At 71.4% G+C, this 13,753-nt stretch carries 15 protein-coding genes; 14 read left to right on the forward strand and 1 reads right to left on the reverse strand.

The genetic code is table 11. From position 1 onward, the window contains the following. The first annotated feature begins 114 nt into the window (after positions 1-114). The 14 genes from M0L44_RS01180 to M0L44_RS01245 all read left to right on the forward strand — a co-directional run bounded on the left by M0L44_RS01180 (position 115) and on the right by M0L44_RS01245 (position 13,142). On the forward strand, positions 115-1,236 hold the full coding sequence (locus M0L44_RS01180) for a BMP family ABC transporter substrate-binding protein (RefSeq protein ID WP_252767782.1): 1,122 nt from the start codon (positions 115-117) through the stop codon (positions 1,234-1,236). Positions 1,237-1,275: 39 nt separating this feature from the next. Then, complete coding sequence (locus M0L44_RS01185; protein ID WP_252767783.1) at positions 1,276-2,406, forward strand: ABC transporter permease; 1,131 nt, start codon at positions 1,276-1,278, stop codon at positions 2,404-2,406. Further along, a complete protein-coding gene (locus M0L44_RS01190) occupies positions 2,403-3,323 on the forward strand; it encodes an ABC transporter permease (protein ID WP_252767784.1) in 921 nt (306 codons plus the stop codon). Before M0L44_RS01185 ends, M0L44_RS01190 begins: the two co-directional genes overlap by 4 nt. A 27-nt stretch (positions 3,324-3,350) precedes the next feature. After that, a complete protein-coding gene (gene biuH, locus M0L44_RS01195; RefSeq protein WP_252767785.1) occupies positions 3,351-4,034 on the forward strand; it encodes a biuret amidohydrolase in 684 nt (227 codons plus the stop codon). A gap of 23 nt (positions 4,035-4,057) precedes the next feature. Further along, on the forward strand, positions 4,058-5,653 hold the full coding sequence (locus M0L44_RS01200) for an ABC transporter ATP-binding protein (protein WP_252767786.1): 1,596 nt from the start codon (positions 4,058-4,060) through the stop codon (positions 5,651-5,653). Next, positions 5,650-6,327, forward strand: a complete 678-nt coding sequence (locus M0L44_RS01205) for a cysteine hydrolase family protein (protein ID WP_252767787.1) — start codon at positions 5,650-5,652, stop codon at positions 6,325-6,327. The genes M0L44_RS01200 and M0L44_RS01205 overlap by 4 nt, the downstream gene beginning before the upstream one ends. Then, positions 6,324-8,123, forward strand: coding sequence for an allophanate hydrolase (atzF, locus tag M0L44_RS01210; RefSeq protein ID WP_252767788.1), 1,800 nt, complete (start codon positions 6,324-6,326; stop codon positions 8,121-8,123). The genes M0L44_RS01205 and atzF overlap by 4 nt, the downstream gene beginning before the upstream one ends. Before the next feature lie 19 nt (positions 8,124-8,142). Beyond that, complete coding sequence (gene hpxZ, locus M0L44_RS01215; protein ID WP_252767789.1) at positions 8,143-8,544, forward strand: oxalurate catabolism protein HpxZ; 402 nt, start codon at positions 8,143-8,145, stop codon at positions 8,542-8,544. A gap of 52 nt (positions 8,545-8,596) precedes the next feature. Further along, positions 8,597-9,325, forward strand: a complete 729-nt coding sequence (locus M0L44_RS01220) for a GntR family transcriptional regulator (protein ID WP_252767790.1) — start codon at positions 8,597-8,599, stop codon at positions 9,323-9,325. Positions 9,326-9,496: 171 nt separating this feature from the next. Beyond that, complete coding sequence (locus M0L44_RS01225) at positions 9,497-11,413, forward strand: putative bifunctional diguanylate cyclase/phosphodiesterase (protein ID WP_252767791.1); 1,917 nt, start codon at positions 9,497-9,499, stop codon at positions 11,411-11,413. A gap of 31 nt (positions 11,414-11,444) precedes the next feature. Beyond that, complete coding sequence (locus M0L44_RS01230; RefSeq protein ID WP_252767792.1) at positions 11,445-11,870, forward strand: acyl-CoA thioesterase; 426 nt, start codon at positions 11,445-11,447, stop codon at positions 11,868-11,870. A 102-nt stretch (positions 11,871-11,972) separates the two neighbouring features. Next, positions 11,973-12,185, forward strand: a complete 213-nt coding sequence (locus M0L44_RS01235; protein WP_252767793.1) for a CsbD family protein — start codon at positions 11,973-11,975, stop codon at positions 12,183-12,185. A gap of 277 nt (positions 12,186-12,462) precedes the next feature. Further along, the gene (locus tag M0L44_RS01240; protein WP_252767794.1) at positions 12,463-12,627 is read left to right on the forward strand and encodes a DUF1328 domain-containing protein; all 165 of its coding nucleotides are present in this window, start codon (positions 12,463-12,465) and stop codon (positions 12,625-12,627) included. 29 nt (positions 12,628-12,656) lie between these two features. Further along, positions 12,657-13,142 carry a BON domain-containing protein gene (locus M0L44_RS01245; RefSeq protein ID WP_252767795.1) on the forward strand — a complete coding sequence of 162 codons (486 nt, stop codon included), beginning with the start codon at positions 12,657-12,659 and terminating at the stop codon, positions 13,140-13,142. Between the two features lie 2 nt (positions 13,143-13,144). On the opposite strand, the gene M0L44_RS01250 is transcribed toward M0L44_RS01245, so the two are convergent. After that, the gene (locus M0L44_RS01250; RefSeq protein ID WP_252767796.1) at positions 13,145-13,750 is read right to left on the reverse strand and encodes a nucleotidyltransferase family protein; all 606 of its coding nucleotides are present in this window, start codon (positions 13,748-13,750) and stop codon (positions 13,145-13,147) included. Between the last annotated feature and the right edge of the window lie 3 nt (positions 13,751-13,753).

Raw genomic sequence — 13,753 nt, forward strand, 5'->3', positions numbered from 1 at the left:
CCCGAAAAGCTGGCCCATCGATTGCTTGTATACCAACTAGAACCCCAGAAAGCACACCAAGCGTTGGTGGGCTGGCAGGTTCCCCCAACAGACCTTTTCGACTGGAGCAGCGTGATGTCCGAAGAAATGCAGTGGAAGCGGCGGGACTGGATCAAGCAGGTGGGCGCCCTGGGCGCGGCCGCCAGTGCCGGTGGCTGGGCCTCCTGGGCGCAAGCCGCCGCCCCGCTCACCGTGGGCTTCATCTATGTGGGCGCCAAGGACGACTACGGCTACAACCAGGCCCATGCCGAGGCGGCCGCCGTGGTCAAGACCTGGCCGGGCATCAAGGTGGTGGAAGAGGAGAACGTGCCCGAGACCACCGCGGTGCAGAAGACCATGCAGGGCATGATCGTGCAGGACGGCGCCAAGCTGCTGTTCCCCACCTCCTTCGGCTACTTCGACCCGCATGTACTGGCCATGGCCGGCAAGTTCCCGGACATCCGCTTCGCCCACTGCGGCGGCCTGTGGACCGAGGGCAAGCACCCGAAGAACGTGGGCAGCTTCTTCGGCTACATCGACGAGGCCCAGTACCTCAACGGCGTCATCGCCGGCCACATGAGCAAGAGCAAGAAGATCGGCTTCGTGGCGGCCAAGCCCATCCCGCAGGTGCTGCGCAACATCAACGCCTTCACGCTGGGCGCGCAGTCGGTGCACCCGGACATCACCTGCTCGGTGATCTTCACCGGCGACTGGTCCATGCCCGTCAAGGAGGCCGAGGCCACCAACAGCCTGGCCGACCAGGGCGTGGACGTCTTCACCATGCACGTGGACGGTCCCAAGGTGATCGTCGAGACCGCGGCCAAGCGCGGCAAGTTCGTCTGCGGCTACCACGCCTCGCAGGCCAAGCTGGCACCGCAGGCCTACCTGACCGGGGCCGAGTGGAACTGGGTCACGCCCTACAAGCAGATCGTCGAGGCCGCCAAGAACGGCCAGCCGCACCCGAACTTCGTGCGCGGCGGCCTGAAGGAAGGCTTCGTGAAGTCCTCGCCCTATGGCGGCATGGTGCCGGAGGCCGCCCGCAAGCAGGCCGAATCCATCCGCGCCGCGATGATGAAGGGCACGTTCGACATCTTCAAGGGCGAGCTCAAGGACAACACCGGCAAGGTCGTGATCCCCAAGGGCACGGTGCACAAGCAGACCGACGTGGCCCTGGAAGGCATGAACTACCTGGTGGCCGGCGTCATCGGCAAGGTCTGACACCCCCGTCCCACCGCTGAAGACGCCACGGAGAACGCCATGCCCGCTGCTGCCACCCGGCCCTGGCACGTCGCCGCCGAGAACCTGCTCCTGCCCGTGCTGGCCCTGGCCGGCGCGCTGCTGCTGTTCGGCGGCTTCGTCTGGCTGGGCGGCACCAGCCCGCTGCAGACCTGGCAGCTGCTCTACGAGGGCGCCTTCGGCTCGGCCTTCTCCTGGCAGAACACCCTGCTGCGCGCCGCGCCGCTGATGCTGACCGCCCTGGCCGTGGCCCTGCCGGCCCAGGCCGGGTTGGTCGTCATCGGCGGCGAGGGCGCGCTGGCGCTGGGGGCCCTGGGCTGCGCCGCTCTGCCCGGCCTCATCGCGCCGCCGGCCAACGGCCTGGGCATCGCCATGGTGCTGGCCGCGGGCGCGGCCGCCGGGGCCGCCTGGGTGGCGCTGGCCGGCGCGCTGCGCCAGTACCGCGGCGTCAACGAGACCATCTCCAGCCTGCTGCTGGGCTACATCGCCATCGCGGTCTTCAAGCATCTGGTCGAAGGCCCGCTGCGCGACCCGGCCAGCCTGAACAAGCCCTCCACCCCGCCGCTGGCCGAGGCTCTGCGCATCGGCCCCATCATGGGCGAGGCCGCTTTCGACAGCTGGCTGGGCGATGTGCACTGGGGCCTGGTCATCGGCACGGTGCTGTGCCTGCTGGCCGGCCTGTGGCTGAGCTTCACCACCCACGGCTTTGCGCTGCGGGTGGTGGGCGGCAACGCCAAGGCCGCCCGCCTGGTCGGCCTGCCCAGCCACCGGCTGATCCTGGTGGCCTGCGCCGCCGGGGGCGCCTGCGCCGGCCTGGCCGGGGCGGTGGAGGTGGCGGCCGTGCAGGGCGCGGCCAATGCCTCGGTGCTCTCGGGCCTGGGCTACACCGGCATCCTGGTGGCCTTCGTGGCCCGGCAGAACCCCTGGGCCATTCCGCCGGTGGCCGTGCTCTTCGGCGGCTTCGGCGCCGCCGGCAGCCTGCTGCAGCGCCGGCTGGACCTGCCCGACGCCTCGGTGCTGGTGCTGCAGGGCTTCGCCTTCGTGTTCATCCTGGCGGCCGAGGCGCTGCGCGGCCGCATCGCCGCCGGCCTGGCCAACGCCCTGTCCCCCGCCCTGCCGGTCGCCCCGGCCCTGAAGGAGACCACGCCATGAACGCCGACGCCTGGACCACCCTGCTGCTGGCCGTGCTGGGCGGCGCCATCCGCGTGGGCACGCCCTTTCTGTTCGTCAGCCTGGGCGAATGCCTGACCGAGAAGTCCGGCCGCATCAACCTGGGCCTGGAAGGCGTGCTGGTGCTCTCGGCCATGGCCGGCTTCGGCGGCGCCTACCTCAGCGGCAACGTCTGGCTGGGCGTGCTGGCCGCGGGGGCCTGCGGCGCGCTGCTGGCCACGCTGCACGGCCTGCTGTGCTCGCTGCCGCGGGTGTCGGACATCGCCACCGGCATCGCGCTGATGCTGCTGGGCACCGGCCTGGCCTTCTACTTCGGCAAGCCGCTCATCCAGCCGCAGGCGCCGCAGATCCCCGCGCTGGCACTGGGCGCCTGGAGCGCCTCGCCGCAGGTGCAGACCGCCCTGTCCATCAACGCCCTCTTTCCGCTGGGCGTGCTGCTGGCCGGGCTGATGGCCTGGGGCTTCACCCGCACCCGATGGGGCCTGGTGGTGCGCATGGCGGGCGACTCCAGCGACGCCGCCCGCGCCCTGGGCTACTCGGTGCACGGCGTGCGCATCGCCGCCACCGCGGCCGGCGGTTTCATCGCCGGCTTGGGCGGGGCCTCGCTCTCGCTCTACTACCCCGGCAGCTGGAACGAAGGCCTGTCCAGCGGCCAGGGCCTGATCGCGGTGGCCCTGGTCATCTTCGCCCGCTGGAGCCCCTGGCGCTGCCTGGGCGCGGCCCTGCTGTTCGGCGGTGCCGGCGCCATCGGGCCGGCCCTGCAGTCGGTGGGCATCACCGCCGGCTACTACCTCTTCAATGCCGTGCCCTACGCGCTGACGCTGCTGATCCTGGTGCTCACCTGCTCGCCCCACCGCTCGCTCAAGGGCGCGCCGGTCGAGCTGGCCGTCTCGCGCTGAACCCTCACCCCCTTGTCGGAGCCCGCCATGCCCACCCTTGCCTCCACCCCCTACGCCTGGCCCTACAACGGCGACCTGCGCCCGGCCAACACCGCCCTGGTCATCATCGACATGCAGACCGACTTCTGCGGCGTGGGCGGCTATGTGGACAAGATGGGCTACGACCTCTCGCTCACCCGCGCGCCGATCAAGCCGCTGAAGCGCCTGCTGGCCGAGGCCCGCCGCGTGGGCATGCACGTCATCCACACCCGCGAAGGCCACCGGCCGGACCTCTCCGACCTGCCGGCCAACAAGCGCTGGCGCTCGCAGCAGATCGGCGCGGGCATCGGCGACATGGGCCCCTGCGGCCGCATCCTGGTGCGGGGCGAGCCCGGCTGGGACATCATCCCCGAGCTCTACCCCATCGCCGGCGAACCCATCATCGACAAGCCGGGCAAGGGCAGCTTCTGCGCCACCGACCTGGAGCTGATCCTGCGCGTGCGCGGCATCGAGAACCTGATCCTCACCGGCATCACCACCGATGTCTGCGTGCACACCACCATGCGCGAGGCCAATGACCGCGGCTTCGAGTGCGTGATGCTGACCGACTGCACCGGCGCCACCGACCCCACCAACCACGCCGCCGCCTTCCAGATGATCAAGATGCAGGGCGGCGTGTTCGGCGCGGTGGCCGATTCGGCCGCCGTGCTCGAGGTCCTGCGCACCTTCTGACCCAGCCCGGAAGGGAGGCCCCCATGAACGCCGTCCAGCTCGACACCTACCGCCTGACCAAGCGCTTCGGCAGCTTCACCGCGCTGGGCGATGTCTCGCTCAGCGTGCGGCCCGGCACCGTGCACGCCCTGCTGGGCGAGAACGGCGCGGGCAAGAGCACCCTCGTCAAATGCGTGGTGGGCTACCAGCCGCCCGACGACGGCGCGGTGCTGGTGGGCGGGCGCGAGCAGGCCATCGGCTCGCCCACCGTGGCGCGCGACCTGGGCATCGGCATGGTCTACCAGCACTTCACCGTGGTGCCGGGCATGACGGTGGCCGAAAACCTGCTGCTGGCCCGCGGCCGCCTGCCGGCCGTGGTGCCCTGGAGGCGGGTGCGCGCCGAGCTGGAGGCCTTCCTGAAGACCACCCCCTTCCGGCTGGACCTGGACGCCACGCCCATGAACCTCTCGGCCGGCGAGAAGCAGAAGCTGGAGATCCTCAAGCAGCTCTTCCTCAAGCCGCGCCTGCTGATCCTGGACGAGCCCACCTCGGTGCTGACCCCGCAGGAGGCCGACGAGGTGCTGGGCGCCCTGCGCGAACGGGCCCATGCGGGCGACTGCTCGGTGCTGATGATCACCCACAAGTTCCGCGAGGTCAGCGCCTATGCCGACGACGTGAGCGTGCTGCGCCGCGGCCGCCTGGTGCACACCGGCGCGGTGGCCGACACCACGCCGCAGGCCCTGGCCGAGGCCATGGTGGGCGGGGCCCAGGCCGGCGCCGAGGAGGCCCGCGAGGAGCTGGCCAGCCGCCCCGCCGCCGCGCTGGCGCCGCACACGCCCGGCGAGGTGCAGCTGGACATCCGCGGCCTGACCGTGCGCGGCGACCGCGGCGAGCCGGCGGTGCGGGCCCTGAGCCTGGCGGTGCGCGCGGGCGAGATCGTCGGCGTGGCCGGGGTCTCGGGCAATGGCCAGCGCGAGCTGATGGAGGCCCTGGTGGGACAGCGCGCCCGCGAATCCGGCCAGGTGCGGGTGGCCGACCAGCCCTTTGCCGCCACCCGGGCCGAGAACCAGCGCCTGGGCGTGCGCGCCCTGCCGGAAGAACCGCTGCGCAATGCCTGCGTGGGCGCGCTGAGCGTGGCCGACAACATGGGCCTGCGCAACTTCGACCAGGCGCCCTTCGCCCGCGGCGGCTGGCGCCTGGGTGGCCGCCTGCGCGCCCAGGCCCGCGCCTGGATCGGCGAGTACGGCGTCAAGACCCAGGGCGAACGCGCGCCCATCCGCAGCCTGTCCGGCGGCAATGTGCAGCGCGCCGTGCTGGCCCGCGAACTGGCCGGCGAGCCGCGCCTGCTGCTGGTCTCCAACCCGGTGTTCGGCCTGGACTTCGCCGCCGTGGCCGACATCCACGCCCGGCTGCGCGTCGCCCGCGCCCGCGGCTGCGCGGTGCTGCTGGTCAGCGAGGACCTGGACGAGCTGCTGGCCCTGGCCGACCGCATCGTCGTGATGAGCGAAGGCCGGATCGTGCTGGACCTGCCCGCCGACCAGGCCGACCGCCAGGCCCTGGGTGCCCACATGGGCGGCGGCCACGGCGATCACAGCGACCCAGGCGCCCACCCCACCTCTGCCGAACTGGAGGCCGCATGAAACCGCCCCCCCGCACCCTGGACGCCCAGCCCTTCGCCTACCGCTACGAGCTGCCCCACACCGCGCTGGTCATCATCGACATGCAGCGCGACTTCGTGGAGCCCGGCGGTTTCGGCGAAAGCCTGGGCAACGACGTGACCAAGCTGCAGTCCATCATCCCCACCTGCCAGGCGGTGCTGTCGGCCTGGCGCCAGGCCGGCGGCCTGGTGGTGCACACCCGCGAAGCGCACGCCCCCGACCTGTCGGACTGCCCGCCGGCCAAGCGCCTGCGCGGCGAGCCCCGGCTGCGCATCGGCGACGACGGGCCCATGGGCCGCATCCTGATCGCCGGCGAGCCCGGCAACCAGATCGTGCCGCAGCTGGCCCCGCGGGTGGGCGAGTTCGTGATCGACAAGCCGGGCAAGGGCGCCTTCTACGCCACGCCGCTGCACGCCCTGCTGCAGGGCCGCGGCATCACCCACCTGGTCTTCATGGGCGTGACCACCGAGGTCTGCGTGCAGACCTCGATGCGCGAGGCCAACGACCGCGGCTACGACTGCCTGCTGGTCGAGGACGGCACCGCCAGCTACTTCCCGGAATTCAAGCAGGCCACCCTGGACATGATCCGCGCCCAGGGCGCCATCGTCGGCTGGACCAGTCCCGCCGCCCCCCTGATCGAAAGCCTCTACACATGAACACCCCCGTCACCCTGGCCGACTGGCGCGCCGCCTATGCGGCCGGTGCCCGGCCCGCCGCCCTGCTGGGCGCGCTGCTGGCCCGCATGGCGCCCGACGACCCGGCCTGGCTCGCCCGGCTGGACGCCGCCGGCCTGGCCACCGAGCTGGCCCGCCTGGACGGACTGGACCCGGCGCAGGCGCCGCTCTGGGGCATTCCCTTCGCGGTGAAGGACAACATCGACGCCGCCGGCTGGCCCACCACGGCCGCCTGCCCGGCCTTCGCCCACACCGCCGAGGCCGACGCCACCGTGGTGGCCCGGCTGCGCGCGGCCGGTGCGGTGCTGGTGGGCAAGACCAACCTCGACCAGTTCGCCACCGGCCTGGTGGGCACCCGTTCGCCCTATGGCGAGGTGCCCAACACCTTCGATGCGGCTTATGTCAGCGGCGGCTCCAGCTCGGGCTCGGCCTCGGTCGTCGCGCGCGGCCTGGTGCCCCTGGCCCTGGGCACCGACACCGCAGGCTCCGGCCGGGTGCCGGCCGGCTTCAACCAGCTCATCGGCCTCAAGCCCACGCCGCACCGCCTGGGCATGCAGGGCGTGGTGCCGGCCTGCCGCACGCTGGACGTGGTCAACGTCTTCGCCCTGACCTTGGGCGATGCGGCCGAAGCCGCCGCCATCATCGACGGACCGGACGCCGGCTCGCCCCTGCCCCGCCCGGTGCTGCAACCGGCCTGGCTGCCCGAGCGGCCGCGCATCGGCATCCCCGCCGTGCCCGAACTGGACGCCGCCCTGGGCTACCCCGCCCCCTGGGCCGCCGCGCTGGCCCGCGCCCGCGCCCTGGGCGCCGAGCTGGTGCCGGTGGACTTCGGCCCCCTCTTCGCGGTGGCCAGCCTGCTCTACGACGGCCCCTGGGTGGCCGAGCGCTACGCCGCCATCCGCACCCTGATGGACGAACAGCCCGAGGCCCTGGACCCGGTGGTGCGCGAGGTCATCGGCCAGGCCCGGCGCTTCGATGCCGCCCAGGCCTTCGAGGCCCGCTACCGGCTCGATGCCCTGGCCCGCGCCGTGGCCACGCTGTGGCAGGGGCTGGACGCCCTGCTGGTGCCCACAGCCCCCACCCACCCGATGCGGGCCCAGGTGGCGGCCGAGCCCGTCGCCCGCAACAGCGCGCTGGGCCGCTACACCAACTTCGTCAACCTGCTGGGCTGGTCGGCCCTGGCCCTGCCCAGCGGCTTCACGGCCGCCGGCCTGCCGTTTGGCATCACGCTGATCGGCCCGGGCGGTGCCGATGCGGCCCTGGCCCAGTGGGGCCAGCGCTGGGAGGCCGCCCGCCTGGCCGAGCCCGGCGCCTTCCTGGGCGCGCACCTGCGCCCGCCGCGCGAGGACGACCACGCCCTGCGCCGCCAACCGGCCGCCGCCCCCAGCCTGGTGCTGGCGGTGGTGGGCGCCCATCTGCAGGGCCTGCCGCTGCACGGGCAACTGGTCGAGCGGGGCTGCCGCCTGCTGGCCCGCACCAGCACCGCAGCGGCCTACCGGCTGCATGCGCTGCCGGGCACCGTGCCGCCCAAGCCGGGCCTGGCCCGCGTGGCGCCCGGCGAGGCCGGCCACGCCATCGAGGTCGAGGTCTACGAGATGCCGCTGGACCGGGTGGGCTCCTTCCTGGGCCTGATCCCGCCGCCGCTGGGCCTGGGCTCGGTGGAGCTGCTGGACGGCAGCTGGGTCAAGGGCTTCATCTGCGAAGGCGCGGCCCTGACCGGCGCCCCCGACATCAGCGCCCACGGCGGCTGGCGCGCCTACCTGGCCAGCCAGCGCTGACCCTCAACAAAACACGACCATGACCCTGCCGACCGAACAAATCGACCTGCCCGAGGTGCTGCGCGAGGTGGAAGCCGCCTTCCATGCCTACGAGGCGGCGCTGATGGACAACGATGTCGAGGCCCTCAACGCCTTCTTCTGGGCCGACCCGCGCACCACCCGCTACGGCATCGGCGACCGGCAGTGGGGCCACGCCGAGCTGGTGGCCTACCGCCAGGCCACGCCGGCGCCCAGCTTCACCCGCCGGCTGGAACACCTGCGCCTCTGCGCCTTCGGGCCCGACCATGCCGTGGCCCAGGTGGAGTTCGTGCGCAGCGACACCGCGCTGCGCGGCTTCCAGACCCAGACCTGGGTGCGACTGGCCGAGGGCTGGCGCATCGTCAGCGCCCACGTGAGCATGATCCCCTGGCCCGCGGGCTGAGGGCCGGCCCCCCCGGTTGCCCCCAGACCTGCCCCCGTATGATGACCCTCCGATGAAGCCGCGCCTGCCGTTCGCCCCCGCCTCCGCCCTCGGCCCTGCGGGCCCCGCACCGGCCGATGCGGCCCCCACCCTGGCCGACCAGGCCTACGACCGCATCAAGGGCCTGATCTTCGACTTCAGCCTGATGCCGGGCGACCGCTTCAGCGAGACGGAGCTGGCCGAGCATGTGCAGGTCAGCCGCACCCCCTTGCGCCAGGCCCTGCAGAGGCTGCAGCGCGAAGGCTTTCTGCAGGTCTTTCCCAAGCTGGGCTGGCAGGTCGCGCCGCTGGACTTCGACAAGTTCGACGAGCTCTACGACCTGCGCATCCTGCTCGAATGCCATGCGGTGGGCCGCCTGTGCGAAAGCGTGGACCGTGCCGGCCTGGCGGCCCTCAGCGCCCTGTGGGAGGTGGCGCCCGAGCAGCGCCTGGACACCCCCGCCGCGGTGCGCGACCTGGACGAGGCCTTTCACCGCAGCCTGGTCGAAGGCAGCGGCAACCACGAAATGATGCGCGTGCACGCCGAGATCACCGACCGCATCCGCATCATCCGGCGGCTGGACTTCACCAAGCCACCGCGCGTCGAAGCCACCTACGACGAGCACGGCGCCATCCTGCGCGCCATCACGCGGCGCCGCGCCGCCGAGGCCCAGCGCCTGCTGCGCGCCCACATCGAGCAGAGCAAGCTCGAGGTGCGGCACATCACGCTGGACATGCTCTACCGCGCCCGGCAGGTCGGCTGAACCGCGTGTTTCGTGGCCTGGGTGTGCCTGGCTGACCACAGCCCTGTCCTTGATTCAGGGGACGGCCGGCATGACCTCCCTCAAATCCGTCTGTTTGCAGTAAGTTACGTCTGACGTTCCGCCCGGGCTGCCGTTGGGAGGCTCTGCCGCAGTGGGCGTCAGGACGGATTGGTGATTCCTCAAGACAGACAAGAAGACGGCGGCAGCTGGCTGGCGGCCGGTGGACCGGGAGGCACCCGGTCCCACCGGGCTTTTCTGCATCTGTTCTGGGGTGGCAGCTTCGCCCTGTTCCTGCTGCTCGAAGGCTACGCGCTGTGGGTGGGGGGCAACCCGCCGATGCGGCTGGCCTTCAACGCGGTCTTCCTGGCCTGCGCCCTGGTGGCCCTGGTCCTGCTGCAGCGCGGTCACATCGGGCTGGTGACCCGGATCACCGGCCATCTGCCGCCGATCCTGCTGCTGGCGGTGATCCTCACGGCGCGCTCGATCTACATCCCTGCGGTGGTGGCGCTGCCCCCCATGGTGGTGGTCACGGCCTGGCTGCTCGGCCGACGGGCCGCGGTCTGGGTCACCGCAGCCGCCGTGCTGGAGGTCATGGGCGTGGGCCTGTACCTGCACCTGGGCGGCCAGCCCCGCCTGCCGCCGCCGGAGCCCATCCAGTACGGCATCACGCTGCTGGTCTACCTGCTGATCAGCCTGTCCATCGGCCTGCTGTCGGAGTCCAGCCACCGGGAACAGATCCGCATCGCACAGGAACACGCCTTCGTCGACGAACTCACCGGCCTGGCCAACCGCAGCCTCTTCCTCGACCGGCTGGGCCAGGCCCTGCAGGACGGCCACACGCCTCCACGCCACGGCGCGCTGCTGCTCATCGACGTCGACCACTTTCAGCGCTTCGGTGCGGCGTACGGCGCCCGCCTGGGCAACTCCCTGTTGATGACCGTGGCCGAGCGGCTGCGCCAGCGGGTGGGGCCCGACATGACCCTGGCCCGCCTGGGCGGCGACGTGTTCGGCGTGCTCGTCACCGGCCGGGCCCACGGCGGCGAGCTGCTGCTGGAGGTGACCCGCCTGGCCGACCAGATCACCCGCGCCGTGGCCCAGCCCATCAGCCTGGACGGCCAGCCGCAGTCGCACACCGTCACCGTGGGGATCAGCGCCTTCGACGGCCCCGGCAGCGCGGGCGACCAGCTGCACCAGGCCGAGCAGGCCGTGGCCCAGGGCAAGGCCCAGGGACAGGGCACGGTGCACTTCTTCGACCCGACCCTGGCGGAGGCCGCCCAGCAGCGGGCCCGGCTGGAAGCGGCGCTGCGCCACGCCCTGCAGCAGGGGCAGCTGCTGCTGCATTACCAGCCCCAGATCCGCGGTAGCCAGCCCACCGGCGCCGAGGCCCTGGTCCGTTGGCAGCACCCCGAACGGGGGCTGATCCCGCCGGCCGAGTTCATTCCGCTGGCCGAGGCCTGTGGCCTGATCGTTCCGCTGGGACAGTGGGTGCTGGAGCAGGCCTGCGCCGTGCTGGCCCAATGGCGCCAGGACCCGGTGCTGGAAGCGCTGACGCTGTCCGTCAATGTCAGCGCCCACCAGGTGCAACAGCCGGGTTTTGTGCTGCACCTCAAGCAGTTGTTGGAACGGAGCGACTGCAACCCGCATCGCCTGAAGCTGGAGCTGACCGAGAGCGCCTTCATCGGCGACGAACAGACCGCCATCCGGGCCATGACCGCCCTGCGGGCGCTGGGCATCCGCTTTTCGCTGGACGACTTCGGCACGGGCTATTCCTCGCTGCGTCATCTCAAGAGGCTGCCGCTGGACCAGATCAAGATCGACCAGTCCTTTGTGCGCGATCTGCTGGACGACCCGGACGATGCCGCCATCACCCAGGTCATCACGCAGCTGGCGCGCAACTTCGGCATGGAGGTGATGGCCGAGGGGGTGGAGCTGCCCGCGCAGCGGAGCTTCCTGGAGCGCCTGGGCTGCCACGCCTTCCAGGGCTACCTCTTCGCCCGACCGCAGCCCTTGCCCGCCTTCGTGGCCTTCTGCCGGCAGCAACTCGCGGCGGCGCTCCCCCGCGGCGCCCCCCTGGCGCCTGGGGCATGATGCAGAGGTCATTCCGCACCCGCCGCGCACCATGCCCCGTGTCACGATCCATCTGCCCGAACGCCTGCCCTTTCGCACCGAGCTGCCGCTGCTGATCTCGCAGATCAACCACGCCGGCCACCTCGACAACGCCCAGGTGCTGGTGCTGGTGAGCGAAGCGCGCCAGCGCTTCCTGCGCTGGATGGGCTACCGCTCGGAAACCGACATCGAGGGCCTGGGCATCATCCTGGCCGACAACGCGGTGCAGTACCGCAGCGAGTCGTTCTACGGTGAGGTGATGGTCATCGAGATGGCGGCCGACGACTTCAGCCGCCGCGGCTGCGACTTCGTCTGGCGCATGACCGAGAAGCTCTCCGGGCGCGAGGTGGCGCTGGGCAAATCCGGCGTGGTTTTTTTCGACTACTCGACACGCCAGGTGGCCGAGGTGCCGGCGAGCTTCCGCAGCCGCTGGCCCTGACAGCACGCCAGCACGTCCTCCTACACGCAGGCCTTCCCTTGGCCGATGGCCGTCCGGAACCGGGTTTCCTAAAGTGAGCTTCCCCCCTTGAAAGGAGTTCACATGAACTGGCAACGCATCGAAGGCAACTGGAAACAGATCAAGGGCAAGGTCGTCGAGCAGTGGGGCAAGCTCACCGACGACGACCTGGACCTCATCGCGGGGCGCCGTGAACAGTTGGCCGGCAAGCTGCAGGAACGTTATGGCATCGCCAAGGACGAGGCCGAACGTCAGCTCAAGGACTGGGAAAAGCGCCTTGACCGGCTCGATCACTGAGTCCGACGCCCTGACCTGACGCCACAGCGTTTCATCGCGCATTCCACCCCCGCGGGTGCCTCGGCCCACGGGGGCTCTTTGCGCCCCTGGCAGTGCGCAGGCCTTGGCCTGGCGTAGGACGATGCCGACGCCGCACCGCCGCCTGATCCCACAGCCAGATGCGCGCTTGACCGCTGCCGGCCCGACCACGGGCCTCCTACAGTGAAGTCATCGCAGGCCCGGACGGGGCCGCGAACCCCATGGAAGACACCGTCTTCTTCTCAGAGAGGAGTTCACCATGCTGCACTACACCGTCGTCTTTCTCGTGATCGCCCTGATTGCGGCCCTGCTGGGCTTTGGCGGCATCGCCGCCGGTGCCGCGAGCATTGCCAAGATCCTGTTCGTGGTCTTCCTGGTCATGGCTGCCGTGTCCTTCGTGGTCGGCCTGATGCGCAAGCCATGACCCCCACCCGCCACCACCAGGAGATGACCATGATGACTGCCCTGCACCCCACTGCCCTGCGAACGCTGACCCTGGCCGCCTTGTGCGCGGGCGGGCTGGCCTTGAGCGCCTGCTCCGAGCGCGACCATGACAAGACCGCTGGCGAGAAGGTGGATGCCGCCATTGCCCAGGCGGACAGCAAGATCGAGACGGCACAGGCACAGGCTTCCCGCGAACTGGACCAGGCGCGGGATGCCAGCGCCGAGGCCGCCATCGAAGTGGGCGACAAGTTCAACCGCGCTGCCAAGAAGGCCGCCAGCGCAGTGGACGACGCCGCCATCACCACGGCCATCAACGCCAAGCTCGCCCAGGATCCACAGCTCAATGTGCTGAAGGTGAATGTGGACACCCGCAACGGCCATGTGCTGCTCAAGGGTGAAGCGCCCGACGAAAAGGCCCGCGCCCGGGCCACCCAGTTGGCCATGCAGGTCGATGGCGTGCGTGGCGTGGAAAACCAGATGGAAGTGCGCGGCTGAATTCAGCGCCCGTGCCTGGAGAGCCCGACAAGGTCCTGTGGCGTGTCCACATCCTGCAGGCAGCCCGGGTCATCCACGTCGATGAGGGTGAGCTCCGCGGCATGCTGCCGCAGCAGGGCCCGTGCGCCTTCGTCGCCCGTCAGGCTGAGCAACGCGCTGCGCCATGCCGGTGCAAAGCCCACCGGATGTCCGCGCACGCCCTGATGGAACGGCGCGGCCAGCGAGGCGCCCCCCGCCAGCGCGCCGGCCACCTGGCGGATGGTGAGCTCGGCCACGCAGGGCATGTCGCCCAAGGCGACGACCCAGCCAGACGCCGGGCCCTGACGCTGCACCGCGGCCGCCAGTGCGGCGCCCATGCCGCCTTCGGCCTCGGGGCAGACCAGCAGCCCGATGCCGGTCTCGGCCAGCCGGGCCTGCAGCGCATCCTGCTCGGGCCGCACCACCGCCACCGCCTGGCCCAGCGCGGCCACCAGCGTGCGGGCGCTGGCCACCGCCACCGGCGTGCCATCGGCCAGCGGTGCCAGCAGCTTGTCCCCCCCGAAGCGCCGGCCGAAGCCCGCGCACAGCAGGATGCCGACCGGGCCTCGCTGCGCGCCAGGACTCTGCATGGC

Source organism: Ideonella oryzae, from assembly GCF_024055665.1.
Taxonomy (GTDB): Bacteria; Pseudomonadota; Gammaproteobacteria; order Burkholderiales; family Burkholderiaceae_C; genus Ideonella; species Ideonella oryzae.